Genomic DNA, 22,518 nt, shown 5'->3' on the forward strand with positions numbered 1-22,518 from the left:
AAAAGGGGAAACTCTTTAGAATATTCTAACCTTTTTCTTCCTTTTTTTCAAAGTAAAATAAGTAAGCATAAGGAGGGGAAACAATGGGATTTTGGAGTATGCATCGAAATATAAAAATTAGAATTATAACATCGTTTTTAACACGTACTGTGTCCACGATGATTTTTCCATTTATGGCGATTTATTTTTCCGTAAAGTTAGGTAGCGCGATTGCTGGTGCGTTACTACTTATTAATGTCATAGCTTCATTAGTAATTGGTTTATACGGTGGATATGTTGGAGACCGGCTTGGGCGTAAAAAGGTTATGATTATCGGTCAAAGTATACAAGTCATTTCCATTGCTTGTATGGGAGTTGCGAATTCGGATTACGTTGACTCACCGTGGTTAACATTTATCTTTATGCTAGTGAATAGTTTAGGATCGGGACTTATGAATCCTGCGACAGAAGCGATGTTAATTGATGTGAGTACACCTGAAAATCGAAAAGTGATGTACAGCATTAATTACTGGGCTATTAACTTATCCATTGCGATTGGAGCGATATTTGGAGGATTACTATTTGAAAACTATAGACTACAATTGTTTATCGTATTAACGCTTGTTGCCATTATGACTTTATATGTGATGGCTGTGTATATGGAAGAAGTGTATGTAGCACGAAAAACGATGGAGAAGAAAAATGTATTAAAAGATATGGCAGATAGTTATAAAGTCGTGATGAAAGATAAAGCATTTTTAATTTTTTGTGCAGCGAGTATATGTACATTATCGTTAGAGTTTCAAATTAATAATTATTTAGGGGTACGTTTGCAGAAGGAATTTGAAACGGTGCACTTTTTATTCGGGAATGGTTTTACGTTTGATTTAACAGGTATTCGCATGCTGAGCTGGATTTCTGCAGAGAATACAATTTTAGTTGTGTTATGTTCAGCACTTCTTATTAAAATGCTGAAAAGCTTCAACGATTTGAAGATCTTATATGTAGGCTTATTTATTTACACGATTGGATTTACAATACTCGGAACGAGCAATAGCTTATGGATTTTATTAATTGCAGGGCTTTTCCAAACAGTAGGCGAGATGATGTATGTGCCAGTGCGTCAATCTATTATGGCAGATATGGTGCCAAATGAGGCAAGAGGTTCTTATATGGCGATTAACGGAATGGTCTTTCAAGTGGCAAAAATGAACGGGGCATTAGGTGTTATGCTAGGTTCATTTATTGCATCTTGGGGTATGAGTGCTCTGTACTTTATCGTTGGTATGAGCAGTATTTTATTATTTATGAAGGCGATAGGGAAAGAGAAGTATGAGGGGGAGGTTTCTCAGATTGGATAAAACGATATGAAAAGCGATGCTAGAAATCGCTTTTCATATGGCTTTTAAAACGGATCAACTTCAGCTAAATCAGGATTGCTATTTGGGTTTGTTAATAAGACTTTCAGCTCACCTACTTCAGAGAGCGCAACGAGGATATAACCACTAATAAGGACGACGAGTCCGATGACCCTTAATGTTTGCAGTGTAATATCACGGCTATTGTTTTCGGAGTTGTCTTGGGGCGTTGAAGGTGGATTGTTATTCATAAATAAGGCTCCCATCTTTTGTATTTATATATGTGCGAAATCATTATTTAACTTATGGATAGGAATTATATAGTCATTTTCACTATATGAGAACTGCCTATGAAAAGTGATAAGGAATTTTGGGGCGAGAAAAGGGGGGAATCCAAAAGATTATTAAAACTGAACTTTTGGATTCCCCCCTTTTTTATTTATCCTGCTATTTGTGGTGGTCGGATTTCCTGCAAACGACCAGTTGGTGAGGGATAATTAATCAGTGGTGGATGAATAAAACCCCACTGATTAATTATTTTCATGTAAATAAAAGGAGGTTAGTTAACCGAAGTAGTTATCCTAATATACGCAACGATTCTTCAATAAACGCTGGGATGTCCTCTGGCTGTCTACTTGTTACTAGCTGATTTTGACATACGACAACCTCTTTGTCATGAAAGTTCCCGCCGGCATTTTTCAAATCGACTTCAATAGATTTATATCCAGTTACATCGCGTCCTTCAAGTGTTTGTGCAGTGATGAGTAGCTGAGGTCCGTGACAAATAGCGAAAACAGGTTTTTCCGCATCCATAAATGCTTTACTAAAGCGAACAAAACGTTCATCGGCACGAAGTATATCTGGAGAAAATCCACCCGGTATGAAGAGGGCATCAAAGTTCTCTGGAGAAACATCATCAATACTTTTATCAATCACGACTTCACTTTTTCCTTGCTTACCGTGTACCGTTTTACCTTTTTCTGCTTCAATAGTTGTTAATTCATATCCCTTTTGTTTAAAAGCTTCTGCTGGCTCTGTGTATTCTGTGTCCTCGAAATAATCCGTTATTAAAATAGCAATTTTTTTACTCATTCTAATCCGCTCCTTATATTATATTATATTATATTATCGGCTCCAGAATCTTCCTTGGGCAATGCCTTCTATAAATGATTCAATTGAAGTATTTGTTAAGTTGTAAACTCCTGCTCCATCCAGTTTAATCTTACTATGGTCCAAAGCATGAGGATTACTAAGGACATGAGCTATCGGTTTAAAATGTTTAAAAGTAGTTTCTGCAAATTCTAAAACAGGGGGTTGAATGACAGACTCACTACTAAACACTAATACTGCATCAAAAAGGGGGGAGTCTGTTGTTGTATAAGTATCAGTTACTTTAATGGAATCATTGAAATGATAAATTTTATTATCTATGATACTATAGTTAATTCGGTGTTGTACAAAAGCTTGAATCCATTCGGACAGAAGTGAGACGCTTGGGTCACCATTTAATAGAATTGCAACATTTTTGGAATCAGATTTAAAAATAGTATTGGACATACTTAGTGCAGGTGATTTTGCATCTGAATTTACTTCGTGATTTTCCTTAGGTAAAGGAGCTCCAATAATGTTAGCGACTTCTTGTGCTAATTGACGATCGACGTGGTTTAGAAGAGCAATTACATTTGCCTTCACCATGTCTGATTTACACTTCCCAACTTCAAAGCAAAAAGCTTCTTTTATGTGCTGCTTTTCAATAGGGCTCATACTATTGTAGAAAAGTTTAGCCTGAGAATAGAAGTTAAGAAAGCTTTTACTGCGACCTCTAATTTTATGCCCATCAATCTTTTCTTGATAATGTTCATATCCTCCTTGTTCGGCTTGGACGGTTGCAGGTTGATTGTTATTTAATCCATTAGGATGATAGCTTGTTTGACCGCGATGAATCTGCATTTGATGCATACCATCACGTTGATTATTATGAAAAGGACATACGGGTTGATTGATAGGGATTTGATGGAAATTAGGGCCCCCTAAACGAGATAATTGTGTATCTGTATAGGAGAATAATCTTCCTTGCAGAAGAGGGTCATTTGAAAAATCAATACCTGGTACGACATGACCAGGGTGAAAAGCTACCTGCTCTGTTTCAGCAAAGAAGTTATCAACATTTTTGTTCAGTGTCATTTTACCAACTAATTTTACGGGAACTTCTTCTTCTGGCCATAATTTCGTTGGATCTAAAATATCAAAATCAAATTTATGTTCATCTTCTTCTGGAATTAACTGTAATCCAAGCTCCCATTCAGGATAATGCCCTTTTTCAATTGCTTCGTATAAATCTTGACGATGAAAATCAGGATTTTTCCCAGCAATCTTTTGAGCTTCATCCCATACTAATGAATGAACCCCGAGGGTAGGTTTCCAGTGAAACTTTACGAAATGGGCTTTTCCTTCTGCGTTAATGAGTCGAAATGTGTGAACTCCAAAACCTTCCATCATTCGTAAACTACGCGGAATAGCTCGGTCGCTCATTTGCCACATGACCATATGAGTGGACTCAGGATTATGCGCAACAAAGTCCCAAAAGGTATCATGAGCGCTAGCTCCTTGAGGAATATCATTATGTGGTTCTGGTTTAACTGCATGGACAAAATCAGGAAATTTAATAGCATCTTGGATAAAGAATACTGGCATATTATTACCCACTAAATCATAGTTTCCTTCATCTGTATAAAATTTTGTGGCGAATCCGCGTACATCTCTTACTGTGTCGTTGGATCCTTTAGAACCTTGAACGGTTGAGAACCGTACAAATACAGGTGTTTTCTTTGAAGGATTAGTAAGAAAATCTGCTTTCGTATATGTTTCTAAAGATTCATAAAGCTGAAAATAACCATGAGCGCCAACCCCGCGTGCATGAACAATCCTTTCGGGAATTCGTTCGTGATCAAAATGGGTCATTTTCTCACGAAAGTGAAAATCCTCCATTAAGGTTGGGCCTCTTAAGCCCATCTTTAAAGAAAATTCATCTTCAGCTATTTTTACCCCTTGATTTGTTGTTAAAGCATGTTTGCATTGATTGTCAGTAACGTGATGCTTCAGTTGTTCCGTTTTTTTATTCACAATATAGGCCCCTCCTTTACTCTGTTAATTAATAGATACCCTTTTTATTAGGTCGTAAACATGTATTATCGTTTTTGTATGTAAAAATCATAAAATATCGGTTGTTTCAGTGATTCTTGTTTGAGGAAGCAAAATAAAAAAGCCAAGGAGATAATTTATTTGCTCCTTGGCTTTTAAGATATTTCTTTTCGTTAAAACGAAGAAACGCGTTGCTTCGTTTTTGGTACAATAATAAATTTGATCCAGAGTAACCCGACAATCATAATGATAAGGCTATGTAAAAATTGACCTGTAGCAATGAGTATAACAATTGAAAATACAATGAGTTGAATACTTAGCAATATAAAGATTAAGCGAAGAAATTGCTTCATTCTTTCTTCAGTACCAATCGGATATAATGCTACAATAATATTTCCCGAAAAATATTTCCACAGTGAACGGAGCTGCATAGAAATCATATATAGAACGATGTAAGCGATAGCGCCTTTTACGTATATATTTGGTATGAAATATAAGGCGAAAGCACCGATCAATCCTAAGCGAATATATATGCCGAAATAATCATTTCCACGTAAAAATGCTAGTGTATACAAGTAGAAGAAAGTTTCTCGTTTTTTATGTAATAAAGGTTCAATCCAATTTGTAAGCCATTTTCTTTTATTTACTTGTTTATTCAGTTGCGGAACATCTGTAAAAATGCTAGCAAATTGATAAAAACGAACGTTCATTTTTTCTTCTTGCTCGATTATGTAATCCCAAGGTATTCGTTTTGTAGGCTGTTTTTTCGTATATAGAAGTAGGAAAGCAAGTAGTAAAAGTAGTCCGCCTAATATGAGAACATTTGCGGAATAAAACAGCATGTAAATGATTAAGGCATTACAAGTAATACGGATGATCAGCCATATGTTTTTGTCGTGACTATCACGCCACATCCAATGTATGTACATGTTCCAAGCTTTCGTAATCATTAATACGATAAAGATTGTACACAAAAAAGGTACAGTTAATTGCAATGATTGCATAGCAAGTGGAACGAGAATAAGGAACGTAAATAACAATGGGAAAAGCTGAATGATGTAATTGTATAGAAGAGATTTTTTGAAATAAGATGTTAATTTCTCTTCTAGTGCTAGTAAATAGACAGCATCAGGTTTTTGAATAAATGTACGGATAGGGCATCTCGTTATAATGAATGTAAGTACAATCGTGATGAGTAGTAAAGATATTCCTTTAGAAGGAGATGTTTTTAGAAACTGAGCATAGTAGTATGCGCCAACGCATGAAATAAAGATAAAGCTATATAGTAAACTGTTAATCATACGTGCAAAGTATGTAATGATATTTTGAATATGTTGTTGGAAGCGACTGCTCCATAGCGATTCGATTGACATGTTTTTCACCTCTTTGTTCTATTATATATGTTTTACAAAAGAAAAAACGAGCAAATTGCGTTATGCAACTTGCCCGTTTTTCTTTTCGTTATTTTTTTTCTGATCACGATTCATTAATGGATAGAAAGCAAATCCAATTACGAATAAACCAATTCCGAGAAGGAACGTTTTTATATCGGATGCGCCGGTTTTAATAACCCATAGTGCGTAGCAAAGTGCGATAACTGCGACTATGCCATCTGTAATTCTTGCCCGCATTTCATTTTTATATGTTTCACCAGTTGCGACTAGTTTTAACTGGAAGATTGGTGAAACGAGATATGGAATGAGGTAGGCCAGTGTTGATACGGTAATAACGAATGTATAAGCTTCCGCAATGGTTCCTGATAATGTTGAGAATAGGAACACTTGCGACATAATGTTTGTTAATCGTAATGAGTAAATTGGACTTCCTTTTTTATTTGTTTTTGTGAAGAAGGAAGGGAAGAAACCTTCTTTTGCTGCTTGATATGGTACTTCTGAGCTTAATAAAATCCAGCCTAAGATAGAACCGAACAGGGAAGTAAGAGCAAGTAATGCCATCAGTTTCCCGCCGCCATGACCCATTGCAGCGTTTAGTGCATCTGCTAATGGACGTTCAGAAGTTTGTAATTTATCAACGTGAAGTACACCCATTGTTAAAATTGTAATTCCTAAGTAAATCGCAACTGTAATAAGTAATCCCGCAACTGTTGCACGTTTTACCGTTTTTGGAGAAACAGCACGGTTTGATAAAAGAACGGCTGATTCAATTCCGATAAACGCCCAAAGCGTTGTAAGAGCAGCTAAATTTACTTGTGAAAGAAGACCATGTGATACACCTGATTTATCAATCATCGGCGTGTACCATTGTCCAAACTTAGAAGCTTCGAATGCAAATAACGTAACGACGATGAATAAAAGGAATCCAGTTACTTTCGTTGTTGTTGCTAAGAAGTTTAGTTTTCCAGCTCCGCTTACACCATTTGTTAATATAATATGAGTTCCCCAAAGTAAGATGGAACAAATCGTAAATGTAATTAGTTTTCCGACTTCTATGTTAAAAGAACCGATTGAAAATAGTAGTCGCGTATCTTTCATAATTGGGAAGAAGAGTGATAAATATCCCGCAAATGATGTAATGATGGCAACGTTACTTGCCCAGTTTGCAACCCAATATCCCCATACCATACTGAATCCAGCCATTTTTTTCTTTTTTGGTGTTGAGAATAAAGCATATGCATGACTTTGTGGTCCTGTCGTTAAATCAGGACGACGAATTGCTAAATTACCGAAAACAAGAGCTAGCATTAAAACACCAAACCCTGTTGTTAACCAAGCTAAAGTGACACCGAGTGGGCTTGCTGTTTGTGCCAACGTACTTGGCACCATGAAAATACCAGCGCCAACCATGTTACCGACAACGAAAGCTGTTAGTACCCAAAAGCCCCATTTTTTTTGTTGCATAGAAAATACCTCCAAAGTTAGTATAACCAAGTCAAGCGAGGAGATATGTATGTCTTCCTGAGTCAGGAAGAGAAGTCCCAAACAAAACAAAAAAAGCACGTAATCTGCCGCTACATGCTTTCTATCTTATAAGAAACCCACGACATACCTCTCGATAGCTCTCCACAAACGAAACGTTTGTGACAGTTCTGCACTTATTAAATGCAGACCCAGCAAGCGTGCATGGTGGACACGACTTACTTCGGCAACCATTCCTTTCTCATTCCTTCATCAATGCCACTACATCTCCTGAAATGATACTCTTAATGATTGCAACCTCTACCTCACCGAGATACGAATGAGGATTTAAATATTAAATTAACGTCTTTAAGAGTAACAAATGTATTTTTATACGTCAATGGATATAGTAATAATCAGATTATAGAGAAGAGTTTGTGATTAAAAAGGGGGTTAGGAGAAGATGTAACGATTATTAGTTCTGCAGAAGAAACAGCGATAGAGTTAAGTACCATTTTACAGCACAAAGGAATTTTGTCTGACAATCTGAATCCGAAGCATCGTTTTTTTACAACGGGATCTGTTTTATCATTTGAACATATTGCTGAGCGATGGCTAGGATATCACATTTCTGTAGAATGTGTGGATTTACCCGTAAAGAATGCTCGTATCTGTAATTAGACTGTATTAAAGTACTTTTTGTTCAATAAATTAGGTTAATTGCATAAGAAGGAAAAAATGCACTTTTAATTGAAAGGATTAAGGTCATTTCAATTAAAGGGGAGATTGGATTATGGAATTATCAAGATCTCAATTATTTGCTTTAGAGTATATTTCAAAATATGCAGAGAACGAAAAACGTGAGGCTAAAGCAACGATTAATCATATACTTAAAATGTCTAATATTACAGATGAAATATTTGAAGAAGCTGTCGCTAATTTAAAATCTCATGCAAGGATTGCTTTACACTTTCATCCAGACAGACTTGATTCGAGTATGAAAAGTGTTGCTGAAGCATTGTTTGAGCAAGGAGTATATAAAAGTCAATTTGAAACATTACTATCTAATGGAAGCGTATCTGCTTACCCTGGTGGTGAACGTGACCTTTGGGAAAAGAGAATATTTGGAGGGGCATATCAATTAGAAGGCGTAACGAATGAGCAACGGCCAAAATACGGAGCGCTAAATTTAATGTTACATCCAGATGGGCCGGCTCCGCGTTTTGGTTCATGTTATTTTCTTTTATCTCCAAAAGTTTCTTCGCGCTCTACATATACGTATTTAGATTCGCATCAAGATCCGAAAGAAAAGGGGACTTATGAGGAGTTTGATATGATTTTAGTTGCTCTTTTGGAAGAGACATTTGTAAGAGATTTTGCAATTGGTGAAGGAAATTTGACTCCAACAATATTAATTAATCATTTACTGGCTAATCTGAAAAGGCCGTTTATAGATTTAGTAAGCAAAGAGCCAGCCCGTAATCTTAATCATTATATTGAAGCGCAGATTCATGGAGAGATTTCTCTGAAAGAAGACGTAGAGGTGCTTGTTGCAGATCCTTCATTTAAGGGTACGGATGTAGGAAGAGTTTTAGAAGAAATTTGCCTGAAGTATGCTATTGATTTGTATTGGCACATCGGTTTTGTACTTGCGGTAGACGAAGTTCCGATGGATTTTAGAGGTTCAAAAATGCCATCTTTAGCAAGACGCATTGCACGGAATAATTGTATCGATGCAAATATAATTGGCTCTGCTGTAGTGGATTTGAATCGCAATCCATTATCTTGGAGTGATCGTGGAACTTATGAAGAAGTGCTTCAGGAATTAAAATTATTATGGCATGTTTTAGTTCGATTTGGAAAACCAAATCGGAAGTAGAATGAAATACTCCGTTTTTGGAGGTATTTATATAGAAAAGAAGCTGATCTATAAATAGATCAGCTTCTTTTTATAAGATTAGACTAAGTTTAATACAGTTACTTTTTCACGTGTCATAGACTCAAGGCTCTTACGAATACCTTGTGCGCCCATACCTGAACCTTTTACACCGATGAATGGGAAGTGGTCAGGGCCGCGCTCTGTGCGTCCGTTAATTTGAACAGAACCAGTTTCGATTTTGTTAGCAATTGCAAATGCTTTGTTAATGTCTTTAGTGAAGACACTTGCTTGCAGACCGAACTCTGATTTGTTAGCAATTTCAATTGCTTGTTCATCTGAAGAAACGCGGATGATTGGAAGGATTGGGCCGAATGGCTCTTCCCAAGCAACTTTCATTTCTTCTGTTACGTGATCGATTAATGTTGGGTAAATTAAGTTACGCTCACGTTTGTTACCGATAACGATTGTAGCACCTTTTTCAACAGCATCGTCAACTAAACCTTGAACGAAATCAGCAGACTTGTCGTCGATTAATGGAACGATTGTGCTGTCTTGTTCTGGAGATCCAACTGATAGTTCAGCTACTTGCGCTTTTAATAAGCTAACAAGCTCGTCTGCTACGTTTTCGTGTACAAGTACACGTTTAATAGCTGTACAACGTTGACCAGAGTAAGAGAATGCACCGCTTACGATATGGTTTGCAGCATCTTGTAAGTCAGCATCTTCACGAACGATACCAGGATCTTTACCACCAAGTTCTAATACAAGTGGAATCATTGAAGCTTTTTTCGCTAAATGTTTACCTGTGTTTGTACCACCTGTGAACGATACCATATTGATGCCTTCGTGTTCTACTAAGTAGTCACCAATTACAGAACCGCGTCCTGTAGCTACGTTTACAAGACCTTTTGGAAGACCAGCTTTGTGAAGTGCTTCAACCATTTTAATACCACTAATTGCACCTTGAGTTGCTGGTTTGAAAATAACAGCGTTACCCATAATTAATGCTGGTGCAAGTTTTGCAGCAGATAAGTTTACTGGGTAGTTAAATGGTGCGATTGCTAATACAACACCAAGTGGTGCGCGTTGGATGATCGCAAGTTTCGATTTCGTTCCGCCAGGGAAGCTATCGCCCATCATGCTTTCTCCGTGCATATGTAAAGCTTCTTCGATCGTGTAACGAATGAAGTCAGCTGTACGAACAACTTCTTTCTTCGCATCTTTATAGCCTTTACCGACTTCTTTCATAATGATATCGGCAATTTCATCCTGCATATTTACGAGCTCATCAGCCCATTTATATAAGTATTTTGCGCGATCTTGTAGGGAAGCTTCAGCCCATGATTTTTGAGCTTCTTTTGCAGATGCAATTGCTTCATCTACTTCTCCGCGAGTAATTGCTTGTACTTGTCCAATTACTTCGTGTAAGTATGGAGATGGAATTTCGATTGTTTCTCCTGAAGAGCTTTCTCTCCATTCTCCGTCTAAATAAAATTTGTACGTATTGCTAGTTGTCATGATTAGTCCTCCTAAAATAGCAACTTGTAAGAGTGAGTATAAGGTGATTGTAGGGGGTTTGATAACATTTTTCAAATGAAATGTTTGTGAAAACGATTTCTTATTCTTTTTTTATTTTGTATGCCCTTTCTTACAGAACATTCTTTTATTTCAAACTGATTTATTATGTCATGAACCATTTGCATTTTCGTGCATTTTACTTTATGTGTAAAAAAGCAATTGACAGAATACTCAATAAAGTTGTAAGATTATAAATGGAAAATAAATGAAGGGGGTGTGCGTAATGATTGTAATTGTAAATGTAATGAGCTTAGGTCTGTTAAATGGCAGAAAACATTTATATCATTACGCAACCCGTGCGGATATATAGGGCATCTTTGTCTTATAAAAAGCGTACGTTGCGTATATCGTAACGTACGCTTTTTATGCATTCCTGTGCATATCGTCAAGCGGCGGTATGCTTTTTTTTGTTTATTTTCCATATTCCTATATAAAACTTTGGAAGGTGGAAAAATGTGATGAGATTGTATGGGTTACGAAATGTAAATGTAATGGGTTTGGATAGTGGATAAAGAAATGAGAAGTAAACGAGAACGAGAAGGGAGAGGTTACATTGTTATCAGTATTACTAAAGTTAAAGTGGTTTTTTAAAGAGCACTGGAAGAGATATAGTATTGCCATTGGAGCTCTTTTAATTGTGAATATAGTTGAAGTGATTCCCCCGAAAGTGTTAGGGGTTACGATAGATAACATAAAAACAGGAACGTTATCAAACGAAGCTATTATACAGTCTATTCTTATTTTAATAGGGGTTACGATCGTTGGATATGGCCTCACTTTCGTATGGCAACATCAATTGTTTGGCGGTGCATTTGTACTTGAGAAAACGATGCGCTCTAAATTTATGGGTCATTTACTTAAGATGACGCCGACTTTTTATCAAAAAAATCGTACTGGCGACTTAATGGCGAGGGCAACGAATGATTTAAAAGCAATCGCTATGACAGCTGGTTTTGGTATATTAACGCTTGTAGATTCTAGTTTATACATGCTTACGATCGTTTTTATGATGGGATTTACAATTAGTTGGGAGCTTACATTTGCAGCGCTTATCCCGCTTCCAATTATGGCGTATGCGATGAATATATATGGAAAGAAATTGCATGAAAGATTTACCGTTGCGCAAGATGCGTTTGGTGATATGAACGATAAAGTGCTTGAATCAATCGCTGGTGTGCGCGTTATTCGTGCATACGTACAAGAGAATGCAGACGAGGAAAGATTTCATCATTTAGGAGATGACGTCTACGAAAAAAATATGAAGGTAGCGAGAATTGATGCATTATTCCAACCAACTGTGAAAATGCTTGTCGGTCTTAGTTATTTAATCGGTTTAGTGTACGGTGCATACCTTGTGTTCCAGTCAAAGGTGACGCTTGGTGAACTCGTTTCTTTTAACGTGTATTTAGGGATGATGATTTGGCCGATGTTTGCAATTGGTGAATTAATTAATGTCATGCAAAGAGGAAATGCTTCGCTTGACCGTGTGAATGAAACGTTAGCGTATGAGCCAGATGTAAAGAATCCGAAACATCCAAAGCTTGTGCAAGAGCCGGATTATATTCAGTTTGATGATGTGTCTTTCTCATATCCTTCATCAACTGAAGAAAATTTAAAAAAGGTTTCTTTCACATTAAAGCAAGGAGAAACGCTTGGGGTTGTCGGAAAAACAGGAAGTGGGAAAACGACGCTTATACGTCAACTTCTTCGTCAATATCCGCTTGGAGATGGAGATATTGCAGTTTCTGATGTGACATTAGATAAAATAACGAATGAAAATGTACTCGGGTGGATTGGCTATGTACCGCAGGAGCATATTTTGTTCTCAAAAACAGCGCGAGAAAATATTTTATTCGGAAATAGGGAAGCGACTGAAGACGAACTCGAGAAAGCGATTGAAATTGCGGCGTTTAAAAAGGATTTAGAGTTTTTACCAGAAGGGTTAGAAACGCTCGTTGGAGAGAAAGGTGTTTCTTTATCAGGAGGGCAAAAACAAAGGATCTCGATTGCACGAGCTGTTATTCAAAATCCAGAAATTTTAATTTTGGATGATTCTTTATCAGCTGTAGATGCTCGTACGGAAGCAGCGATCATTGAAAATATAAGAACAGAAAGAAGCGGAAAGACGACGATTATTACGACGCATCGTTTATCTGCAGTGCAACATGCGGATTGGATTCTCGTTATGGACGAAGGTGAAGTAATGGAAGAAGGTACACATGCTCAGCTTATCCAAAAGGGAGGCTGGTATGCTGAACAGTTTGAAAGACAACAAGGTGAAAGTGAAAGTGCGGATAGTGGGGTGAAAATATGAGCGTTTCAAAACGATTGTTTCAATACGCGATGAAAGTGAAAGGGACGATTTTTGCAGCGATGCTGATGTTATTTATTTTCGTCATCGCAGAGCTTGCTGGTCCTTTCGTCGCTAAAACGATGATTGACGATCATATCGTCGGGATAGAGAAACCTTGGTATGAAACAGAACAGAGTGAAGATGCTGTTTCGTATAATGGGGCTTTTTATAAGCGAAGTGATCGCTTTGAACAAGGCGAGAAAAAAGGAAAAGAAGTACGCGTGATGCAAGTCGGTTTTCAATATTATTTTGTACCGAATAAAGTAAATGCGGAAGGATCACGTACTGTAAAAGGGGATATGATTACCGTTCAAAATGGTAAGGCGGTGCAAGTGTATAAAGCGAAAGCATTAACAAAGGAAGAAGTATTTGCATTTTATAAGCCAGAAATAAACCGTCTATTATTACTTGGTGGTGGCTATTTCGCTTTATTAGTAGTCGTATCATTATTTGCATACGGAAAGCAGTTCTTTTTGCAGAAGGCAGCGAACAAAATTATTCAAATTATGAGGGAAGATGTTTTTTCTCATATTCAAACGTTGCCGATTCGGTACTTTGATCATTTACCGGCGGGGAAAATTGTTTCGCGCGTGACGAATGATACAGAGGCCATTCGTGATTTATATGTAACGGTGCTGGCAACATTCGTTTCTAGTATCATCTATATTATTGGGATATTCGCTGCGCTATTTTTACTAGATGTGAAGCTCGCTTCATTATGTTTATTAATTATCCCAATTTTAATTGTTTGGGCGATTCTTTATAGAAAATATGCGTCTGTATATAATCATAAAATGCGCTCTCGTTTATCTGATATTAATGGAACGGTGAATGAATCCATTCAAGGGATGCCGATTATTCAAGCGTTCCGTCAAGAGCGTGAAACGAAAAAAGAGTTTGAAGAATTAAATGGCGATTATTTTAAGTATCAAAATAAAATTTTAAATTTAAATGCAGCAACTTCACACAATTTGGTATCCGTATTAAGAAATATCGCTTTCACAGGAGTGATTTGGTATTTTGGCGGTGCGTCATTAAGTGCTACAGGTATTATTTCACTTGGGGTACTGTATGCGTTCGTCGATTATTTAACACGATTATTCTCGCCAATTACGAATATGGTGAATCAGCTTGCAAACTTAGAGCAAGCGCGCGTTGCATCAGAACGTGTCTTTGAATTGTTAGAGGAAAAAGGGGAAGCGGTAGAAGAAGAACGTATGCCTCGTTTAAAAGGAAATGTGAAATTTGATAATGTATCATTTTCTTATAATGGAAAAGATGAAGTGTTAAAAAATATTTCTTTTGAAGCGAAACAAGGCGAGACAGTGGCACTTGTCGGTCATACTGGATCAGGAAAAAGTTCTATTATGAATGTACTCTTTCAATTTTATGAGTTTGAAAAAGGAAAGCTTACGATTGATGGTCATGATGTAAGAGAAATGCCGAAACAAGCAACTCGTGAGCATATGGGAATCGTATTGCAAGACCCGTTTCTTTTTAGCGGGACGGTCGCTTCCAATGTAAGCTTAGAGAACGAAAAAATTTCAAAAGAGCGTATTGTAAAGGCGTTACGTGATGTTGGTGCTGAAAGATTTGCAAACAATATAAATGAAGAAATTACAGAAAAGGGAAGTACGCTTTCCACTGGAGAACGTCAGCTTATTTCGTTTGCTAGGGCGCTTGCTTTTGATCCAGCTATCTTAATTTTAGATGAAGCAACGTCTAGTATTGATACAGAAACAGAGGCGATGATTCAACAGGCATTGGAAGTTGTAAAAAAAGGAAGAACGACATTTATTATTGCTCATCGTCTTTCAACGATTAAAAGCGCAGATCAAATTATTGTGCTCGATAGAGGAACCATTTTAGAAAAAGGCTCTCATGATGAACTCATGAAAAAGCGCGGGCGTTATTATGATATGTATAAAACGCAAATGGAAGGAAACCAGAGCGCTTAATGCGGGGAAGAACTTGCGATTGTTGCAAGTTCTTTTTTGTTGGCAAAATATCGGCGATAAAGGTACATAATAAGAAGTATTATTTTACCTTTCCTACAATTAATGCTATATTAAAAAATGTTACTTATTTTTTGTATGTGGCGTTATTTTTCCCTTTTGTTTGATTATGAAGAAAAAGGATAAACTAAATAAGAACATTTTCATTGAAAAATTGTTCAAGATTGCATACAATCAATATAGTTTTTAAATTCCTATCAGAATACTTGGAGGATTACAATCATGAAGAAATTATTTTCAGTGCTTGCAGTAACTACATTAGCGATCGGGATTGTAGCCGGCTGCGGTAAAGAAGAGAAAAAAGATACAGCTAGTCAAGACGCGTTACAAAAGATTAAACAAAGCGGTGAACTTGTAATTGGTACAGAAGGTACATATCCACCATTTACGTTCCACGATTCAAGCAATAAATTAACTGGATTTGACGTTGAATTATCGGAAGAAGTTGCAAAACGTTTAGGTGTAAAACCTGTATTTAAAGAAACACAATGGGATAGCTTACTTGCTGGTCTTGATGCAAAACGTTTCGATATGGTTGCAAACGAAGTTGGTATTCGTGAAGATCGTCAAAAGAAATACGATTTCTCTAAGCCATACGTTTCATCTTCAGCGGCATTAGTTATTGCAAAAGATAAAGATAAGCCTGCTACATTTGCTGATGTAAAAGGACTAAAAGGAGCACAATCTTTAACGAGTAACTATGCAGATATCGCTAAGAAAAATGGTGCGGAAATTATTGGTGTAGAAGGATTTAGCCAAGCAGCAGAATTATTAGCTTCAGGACGCGTTGATTTTACAATTAATGATAAGTTATCAGTATTAAATTATTTAGAAACGAAAAAAGATGCGAAAATTAAAATTGTAGATACTGAAAAAGAAGCTTCAGAAAGTGGATTCTTATTCCGTAAAGGTAGCGATAAGCTTGTACAAGAAGTAGATAAAGCGTTAGAAGATATGAAAAAAGACGGTACGTATGACAAAATAACGAAAAAATGGTTCGGTGAAAATGTATCTAAGTAGTGCATTGGTTTCAGATCGATTGTCTACTTGGATAGATATTATGCAGACTTCCTTCATGCCTATGCTGAAGGAAGCTGTTTTTACAACAATTCCATTAACGCTTATTACATTTATTATCGGGATTATACTGGCAACGTTAACAGCGCTCGCACGTATTTCTGGTAGTCGTATTTTACAATGGATTGCTCGTATCTATGTATCTATCATTCGCGGAACGCCACTTCTTGTACAATTATTTATTATTTTCTATGGACTTCCAACTCTTAATATTGAAGTTGAGCCATATACAGCAGCAGTTGTTGGATTTTCATTAAATGTCGGTGCATATGCATCGGAAATTATTCGTGCTTCTATCCTTTCCATTCCGAAAGGGCAGTGGGAAGCAGCTTACACAATTGGGATGACATACCCGCAAGCGTTAAAACGTGTTATTTTACCACAAGCAACGCGTGTATCAATCCCGCCGCTTTCGAATACATTTATTAGCTTAGTGAAGGATACTTCATTAGCATCGTTAATTTTAGTAACAGAAATGTTCCGAAAAGCGCAGGAAATTGCGGCAATGAACTATGAGTTTTTAATTGTTTATTTCGAAGCAGGTCTTATTTATTGGGTTATTTGTTTCTTATTATCAATCGTACAACAGATGTTAGAAAAGCGTTCAGAACGCTATACGTTAAAATAATCCTTTTACAAAAGGAGTTTTTGTTTTTATGATTTCAATTCAGCACTTACAAAAAAGTTTCGGAGATAATACCGTACTAAAGCATATAGATTTATCAGTTGAGAAGGGCGAGGTTGTTGTTATTATTGGGCCGTCTGGATCTGGTAAAACGACATTCTTGCGTTGTCTCAACGTACTAGAAACACCGGATGCTGGTAATATTAGCATCGGTAATAAAGAGCTTAATTTCGCTCAAAAAGTATCGAAGAAAGATATTGTAAATCTTCGTACACAAACAGGTATGGTCTTCCAGCACCATAACTTATTCCCTCATTTAACAGCACTTCAGAATGTAATGGAAGGGCTCATTACAGTGAAAAAAGTAGGGAAAGAAGAAGCAAAGAAAAAAGCAAACTATTTCCTTGAAAAAGTTGGTTTAGCAGATAAAGTGGATTTATATCCATTCCAATTATCAGGTGGACAACAACAGCGCGTTGGAATTGCGCGTGCGCTTGCGATGGAGCCAGAAGTGTTACTATTTGATGAGCCGACTTCAGCGCTTGATCCTGAACTCGTTCAAGAAGTTTTGAAAGTAATGAAAGAACTTGCTAAAGAAGGCATGACGATGGTTATTGTAACGCACGAAATGCGTTTTGCACATCAAATTGCCAACCGTGTTATTTTCATGGATGGTGGTGTCGTTGTCGAACAAGGTACACCAGAAGAAGTATTTACAAATCCAAAAGAAGAACGTACGAAGAAGTTTTTACAAATGTTGCAATAAATTAAGGAAGGTCTCAAGGCATATGCCTTGAGACCTTTTTGCCATATATATTTATTTGTGGAATCCGCCAAGGCTTTGCTCAGCCATTGCAACTAGACGTTTTGTAATTTCTCCACCAACTGAACCGTTAGCGCGAGCCGTAGAATCTGCTCCTAATTGTACACCAAATTCTTGAGCGATTTCGTACTTCATTTGATCGATTGCAGCTGTTGCACCTGGTACTACTAATTGATTTGAAGAATTTTGGTTTGCCATAGGAATATATCCTCCTTAGAGTTATAAAAATTTTTTTTGGTTGGACTAGCTGGAGTTGAACCAGATTATCGCCCCGGTTGGCGCTAATCCATCGGTAATTAAGTTTGTACTCATAGTATGGATGTTACCTAGAAAGATATACAAAATAATAATTTGTAAATTTTGTCAAAAAAACGTATTGATTTCGTAAATTATGAAATAAGAGTAATCGTTGTATTTTTAAGAAAACAGGCCAAACTAAGGAGGATATTAAATATAATTTTCTCATTGTAGCCTGCTACTTGTAGGCTAATTATTAGCTTCTTATTTATGATTTATTGAAATGAAATCGGTAGCGACTTCATAGTTCTATTTTTAAGTAGGGATGGAGTGACCGCTCCTATGCATGGGTAGGTGCTCTCTTCAATCTAAAAAAGAGAGGCTTTAAACGATAACGTATGGAGGAATCATGATGGGGATTTGCCCGCTTTGCAACGCATTAGAATCACAAACATATTCTTGTCAAAATTGCCAAAGTATACTCCAAGATTATGGGAAGTCTGTAGATTACATAGACGATTATAGTGCCTATATGGATCAAGAATTATTAAGTGCAGTAGATGGTTTAACGCATAATAATTCAAATGAATATTGCAATCATATTTTTTATTGCGGAGTATGTAACGTGGAAACTGAGGTGGTAGTGAAACTTGTGTAAATAGAAAACTTCCACCTTATTATCTAGGTGGAAGTTTTTGTTTTTGTATTTGTGAGTGAATCATAGGAGAAGGGATATGTTCGGTGTTTGATGAAGTCCCTGATTTTATTTGAGACATTTTTTCTTTTGTATCACGTAAAGAATGTTCAGTTAAGTAGACGGCATATTCGTAAAATAATTGGCGCGTCATTTCACTTTGTTCTTTTAATTTTTCATCTTGGAATACAGTTCGCCCAGGTTTAGAGTTAGCTTCAAAGAGCCACGGATTTTCCTTTGTGTCTAAACCGATATCAAAACCGATTTCTCCAATATTTCCGGTTACTTGTTCATCGAGCGCGTAACTTATTTGTAAGGCAGTATGTTTTAATTTATTTTCAATTTGAACTTGTTTCGTTGAATCTGGAAAAAGCTCTTGTAGCAATTTTGTATCACCGCCGCTATTTACGTGCGTTGTTAAACTGCCTTTGCCGGCGATTTTGGCGACGATTGCACTAACTATCCAATTACCGAAATGGTTTTTATTTGTATGAATGCGGAAATCAACAGGTTGCCCATCGAAGCGAAGTAATGAAATACCTTGCTGTACGATAAACTTTTTTAAATCATGTCCTTTTAATACGTGGTTTAGAAGAGTTTCTAATGATTGATACTTTCTCAGTTTATTTTTTTCATTTTCGCGATAACGACAGTAGTAGCAATTCTCTGTTTGAGAATAAAATATTTGATGAATATTTCTACCAAAGCTCCCGTGTATTGGTTTCATGTACACAGATTTATACGTGCCAAGAAACCGTTCTACTTGTTCAAAATGCTGAAATGCTTCTGTGTTTGGTAATAAGTGTCTAATTGATTCGTCTTTTATAAGAAGTTGATGAACGTCCCATTTATTGAAAAATCCTGGGTTAAACCATGGAATGGAGTAGTCATGTTCTAACTTTCTTTTTGCTCTGACGATCGGTTTGTAATTTTCTGCTTGTCGATTCGGTAATCGATCGTAAATAACATTTGGTAAAGGGACCTTTTTCTTTATCCATTGTTTCTCTTGAAAGAAATATCCTTCAATCGTTTCTTCTTCCCAGTTTATATGCTGAACGCCAAAGACGAATACGAACGGTCGTAATGAGAATGGTGGTGTTAACAACTCACTGAGAGCAATTGAACGATTTCCTAAAGGGTTAGAAGAATCATCGTTAAAGCCAGTTGTAAAAATGCCGATTAATGGTCCGAAAATAATTGTTTGGTTTTGTGTGAATGCATGAATAGTAGTGGATTGAGGTAGTAAAAGTTTTTCGGCAATATGTTTTCCGATAATAATTTCGCGAGTAAAGGAATAATGAATTTTCACCTCTTCACTTGCAATGTGACGTATACCGAAGGAGAGGGATGTAATAGGTGGCGTAATAGAAAAAACGTAAGGTAAAGTAATACTATTTGGATGTTCATCTGAAATGTTTAATGTATATATATGTTCTTTCAAAATAGGTTTACCTCCTTTCATTATGGTGTAAAGCGACTGAATTTAAGTGGTCCGTGAAATATCTTTTCAGCTAATGAATCACTATGACGAATGTATTGTTCGTAAGGGGGAATTGTGTTGACATACATAAGCCAAATTGCGCCTTTTTGATCCATAATTGTGGAAAGTTCTAGTTCAAATAACGAAGAATAAGACTGATCTAGTGTTTGGAATACTTCATTTACAATGTCGTGTAAAGCATCTTGCAATAGTTGCACACCCGTACTAGATAGTACGTATTTAATTTTTGAAAATGAATGTAATGAATCATCGTCCGTTGTTGAGGGTAAAAGTTGATTAGGAAATGAGCTTTTTTGTATAAATTGACCTATAACATTCCAGGTTTGTTCTTTGTTTTTTTGCAAAATGGTTCGAATGTGGAGTGGATATGTTAATTGGTTTGGTGGTTGTAGCATAGTGTGTGCTATGTAACGGGATGAACGTATGTTAGATTTACACCAAGATATAAATTCGTCTGTCCGTTTGTTTGTAATAGAAGTATGGTATTTTTCATTTACTGTATCGATATGAAACGTTTTATTTTTGTAAGCAATTCGATATAAGTTATCCTTAGAATGTATATTAGTGGGGCGTATAATAATATCTTTAGTTTTTAACAACAGTTTGAAAATGTTTTGTATCGTTGCAATTTCAAATTTTGGTATATAAGGAGACAGTTTTTTATTAGTGAGAAATAAATCATGTAGTTCACTTAAATTAATAAGTGTGTTATTTAAAAAGGTAGTGGAAGGACGATTGTGCAAAGAGTGAATAATTGATTTTGCTTTTTCAAAGTCTGTTTCCTCGTGAAAAGAATAACGATCATATATATAAGAAGGAATAGGGAATGTTTGCTCTTTCCATTTTCCTGTATCTGTATCGTAAATAAGACCAGAAATAAGGTCTGTTTTAGAATCAATACAAAATGGCGTAAACTGGGCAACGACATTATGATAAAGCCGAGCGCGTTTAGCGATTTCGGTGTAATACGTTTGTTCGTAATGAAGTTTAGAAGCTAAAAGACCGAGAACCAACGAAATCACTCCTTTACTACTATTTGCATAATAGGCGAAGCTATATATTGCAAATACGTTTTTATACCATTATACTTTTGTCCGTATGATGATATGCTATAGTTTTGGAGAAGTGAAAGGTTGATTGTAATGAATATATGGTTAAATATGTTAACGACGACAGGACTCGGAGCAATTATTGGGGGATATACGAATCATTTAGCGATAAAAATGTTATTTCGTCCTCATCGTCCTATTTATATCGGAAAGTTTCAAGTTCCATTTACACCAGGGTTAATTCCGAAGCGTCGTGATGAACTTGCTGTTCAATTAGGAAATATGGTTGTAGAACATTTGTTAACACCAGAAGGAATTGGAAAAAAGCTAACAAATGAAGAGTTTCAAAAAGGTTTAATTCACTGGGCGCAAGTGGAAGTGGATAAAGTAATTACGAATGAACAATCACTGCGACATATGTTAGAAAAATGGAATGTAGCGCATGTAGAAGAAGAAGCGACTCGAAAAATCGAACATGTTATTACAGAAAAAATTCATGCATTTTTAGCAGAGTATTATACATATACATGGGAACAGGCTTTACCTCATTCTGTAAATGAAAAAGTAGAGAATGCGATTCCGAATGTCTCGGCGTTTATTTTAGAGCGAGGAATTAGCTTTTTTGAAAGTGAAGAAGGGAAAGCACGTCTTTCAAAAATGATTGATGATTTCTTTGCTTCTCGCGGAACGCTACTTAACTTAGTCGGAATGTTTTTAGGAAATGTAAGTGTAGTGGATCGTGTGCAGCCAGAAGTTATTAAGTTTTTAGGTCAAGATGGTACAAAGCAGCTTTTAACTGACGTACTGCAAAAAGAGTGGGAAAAGTTAAAAGGAAGAGATGTAAAAGAATTAGAAGCATTTGTAGAGAAAGAAATGATTGTAAGCTCCGTGCTGTCAGCAGTTAAAGTAGAGGAAACAGTGAGTAAGTTTTTAAATCAATCTGTTCAGCAAGTATGTGAGCCGGTTCGAGAAACAATTATTGAAAAAGTGGTTCCGAGTGCAGTAAAGAAAGGCTTGAAGTGGGGAACAGAAAACGTAGAGAGTATACTAAATAATCTACACCTTGCGGAAATTGTTCAGCAAGAAGTGTCTACATTCTCAACAGAAAGATTAGAAGACTTAGTTCTGTCTATTACGAAAAACGAATTGAAAATGATTACGTATTTAGGAGCATTATTAGGTGGAATGATCGGTCTCATGCAAGGATTGTTACTATTGTTTCTTAGATAATAAGGTGAGTACATAGAAATAAAAGTGAAATTTCTTCACATCTCTTGCATAGTTTGATATGGTAAGAAGAGGTGCGTATGTAAATGCACTGAAAAGGCAGTGCGTATGAAAAGCGCTAGCCTTC

The 22,518-nt window shown here is 36.4% G+C and carries 18 protein-coding genes, 1 pseudogene and 1 riboswitch; of the genes and pseudogenes, 10 read left to right on the forward strand and 9 right to left on the reverse strand.

The features are described from left to right. Nucleotides 1-83 precede the first annotated feature (83 nt). Complete coding sequence (locus AC1Q8M_RS00645; RefSeq protein ID WP_000508235.1) at nt 84-1,340, forward strand: MDR family MFS transporter; 1,257 nt, start codon at nt 84-86, stop codon at nt 1,338-1,340. Between the two features lie 44 nt (nt 1,341-1,384). On the opposite strand, the gene AC1Q8M_RS00650 is transcribed toward AC1Q8M_RS00645, so the two are convergent. The 5 genes from AC1Q8M_RS00650 to AC1Q8M_RS00670 form a co-directional block, all read right to left on the reverse strand. Further along, entirely contained in the window at nt 1,385-1,588 is a 204-nt protein-coding gene (locus AC1Q8M_RS00650) for a hypothetical protein (protein ID WP_001063872.1), read from the reverse strand. Between the two features lie 325 nt (nt 1,589-1,913). Then, nucleotides 1,914-2,429 carry a type 1 glutamine amidotransferase domain-containing protein gene (locus AC1Q8M_RS00655; protein ID WP_000037522.1) on the reverse strand — a complete coding sequence of 172 codons (516 nt, stop codon included), beginning with the start codon at nt 2,427-2,429 and terminating at the stop codon, nt 1,914-1,916. A 33-nt stretch (nt 2,430-2,462) separates the two neighbouring features. Further along, on the reverse strand, nt 2,463-4,460 hold the full coding sequence (locus AC1Q8M_RS00660; protein WP_086387959.1) for a catalase: 1,998 nt from the start codon (nt 4,458-4,460) through the stop codon (nt 2,463-2,465). Nucleotides 4,461-4,651: 191 nt separating this feature from the next. Beyond that, on the reverse strand, nt 4,652-5,851 hold the full coding sequence (locus AC1Q8M_RS00665; RefSeq protein ID WP_492334108.1) for an ABC transporter permease: 1,200 nt from the start codon (nt 5,849-5,851) through the stop codon (nt 4,652-4,654). Between the two features lie 60 nt (nt 5,852-5,911). Further along, nucleotides 5,912-7,336, reverse strand: coding sequence for an amino acid permease (locus AC1Q8M_RS00670; RefSeq protein WP_001186293.1), 1,425 nt, complete (start codon nt 7,334-7,336; stop codon nt 5,912-5,914). Nucleotides 7,337-7,483: 147 nt separating this feature from the next. Further along, nucleotides 7,484-7,665: riboswitch (Lysine riboswitch) on the reverse strand. A gap of 109 nt (nt 7,666-7,774) precedes the next feature. Between AC1Q8M_RS00670 and AC1Q8M_RS00675 the strand changes: the two are divergent. Both AC1Q8M_RS00675 and AC1Q8M_RS00680 read left to right on the forward strand, forming a co-directional pair. Then, nucleotides 7,775-8,014 (forward strand): annotated as a pseudogene (locus tag AC1Q8M_RS00675) (glutamate racemase); the annotation flags it as partial. Nucleotides 8,015-8,126: 112 nt separating this feature from the next. Further along, complete coding sequence (locus AC1Q8M_RS00680) at nt 8,127-9,212, forward strand: DUF3626 domain-containing protein (RefSeq protein ID WP_025118545.1); 1,086 nt, start codon at nt 8,127-8,129, stop codon at nt 9,210-9,212. A gap of 78 nt (nt 9,213-9,290) precedes the next feature. Here AC1Q8M_RS00680 and gapN read toward each other — a convergent pair whose 3' ends face one another. Continuing rightward, entirely contained in the window at nt 9,291-10,730 is a 1,440-nt protein-coding gene (gene gapN, locus AC1Q8M_RS00685; RefSeq protein WP_000213615.1) for an NADP-dependent glyceraldehyde-3-phosphate dehydrogenase, read from the reverse strand. 613 nt (nt 10,731-11,343) lie between these two features. Between gapN and AC1Q8M_RS00690 the strand changes: the two genes are divergently transcribed. The 5 genes from AC1Q8M_RS00690 to AC1Q8M_RS00710 all read left to right on the forward strand — a co-directional run bounded on the left by AC1Q8M_RS00690 (nt 11,344) and on the right by AC1Q8M_RS00710 (nt 17,626). Continuing rightward, nucleotides 11,344-13,104 carry an ABC transporter ATP-binding protein gene (locus tag AC1Q8M_RS00690; RefSeq protein ID WP_000953766.1) on the forward strand — a complete coding sequence of 587 codons (1,761 nt, stop codon included), beginning with the start codon at nt 11,344-11,346 and terminating at the stop codon, nt 13,102-13,104. After that, nucleotides 13,101-15,101: an ABC transporter ATP-binding protein gene (locus AC1Q8M_RS00695; RefSeq protein ID WP_000116644.1), complete on the forward strand. Its 2,001-nt coding sequence runs from the start codon at nt 13,101-13,103 to the stop codon at nt 15,099-15,101. Before AC1Q8M_RS00690 ends, AC1Q8M_RS00695 begins: the two co-directional genes overlap by 4 nt. Nucleotides 15,102-15,380: 279 nt before the next feature. Next, the gene (locus AC1Q8M_RS00700) at nt 15,381-16,178 is read left to right on the forward strand and encodes an amino acid ABC transporter substrate-binding protein (RefSeq protein ID WP_000732856.1); all 798 of its coding nucleotides are present in this window, start codon (nt 15,381-15,383) and stop codon (nt 16,176-16,178) included. Further along, nucleotides 16,165-16,863 carry an amino acid ABC transporter permease gene (locus AC1Q8M_RS00705; protein ID WP_000281499.1) on the forward strand — a complete coding sequence of 233 codons (699 nt, stop codon included), beginning with the start codon at nt 16,165-16,167 and terminating at the stop codon, nt 16,861-16,863. Before AC1Q8M_RS00700 ends, AC1Q8M_RS00705 begins: the two co-directional genes overlap by 14 nt. A 28-nt stretch (nt 16,864-16,891) precedes the next feature. After that, nucleotides 16,892-17,626, forward strand: coding sequence for an amino acid ABC transporter ATP-binding protein (locus tag AC1Q8M_RS00710; protein WP_000623591.1), 735 nt, complete (start codon nt 16,892-16,894; stop codon nt 17,624-17,626). A 51-nt stretch (nt 17,627-17,677) separates the two neighbouring features. On the opposite strand, the gene sasP is transcribed toward AC1Q8M_RS00710, so the two are convergent. After that, nucleotides 17,678-17,881: a small acid-soluble spore protein, SasP family gene (sasP, locus tag AC1Q8M_RS00715; RefSeq protein ID WP_000013338.1), complete on the reverse strand. Its 204-nt coding sequence runs from the start codon at nt 17,879-17,881 to the stop codon at nt 17,678-17,680. 451 nt (nt 17,882-18,332) lie between these two features. Between sasP and AC1Q8M_RS00720 the strand changes: the two genes are divergently transcribed. Then, a complete protein-coding gene (locus tag AC1Q8M_RS00720) occupies nt 18,333-18,578 on the forward strand; it encodes a hypothetical protein (protein ID WP_000510474.1) in 246 nt (81 codons plus the stop codon). 19 nt (nt 18,579-18,597) lie between these two features. Here the strand turns inward: AC1Q8M_RS00720 and AC1Q8M_RS00725 are convergent, their stop codons facing one another. Then, nucleotides 18,598-20,055 carry a YheC/YheD family endospore coat-associated protein gene (locus AC1Q8M_RS00725; protein WP_000658097.1) on the reverse strand — a complete coding sequence of 486 codons (1,458 nt, stop codon included), beginning with the start codon at nt 20,053-20,055 and terminating at the stop codon, nt 18,598-18,600. 20 nt (nt 20,056-20,075) lie between these two features. Then, a complete protein-coding gene (locus AC1Q8M_RS00730) occupies nt 20,076-21,128 on the reverse strand; it encodes a YheC/YheD family endospore coat-associated protein (RefSeq protein WP_016513646.1) in 1,053 nt (350 codons plus the stop codon). A 129-nt stretch (nt 21,129-21,257) separates the two neighbouring features. Between AC1Q8M_RS00730 and AC1Q8M_RS00735 the strand changes: the two genes are divergently transcribed. Beyond that, a complete protein-coding gene (locus tag AC1Q8M_RS00735) occupies nt 21,258-22,394 on the forward strand; it encodes a DUF445 domain-containing protein (protein ID WP_029948477.1) in 1,137 nt (378 codons plus the stop codon). The last annotated feature ends 124 nt before the right edge of the window (nt 22,395-22,518 follow it).

The organism is Bacillus sp. GW823-FHT06A10, from assembly GCF_058795375.1.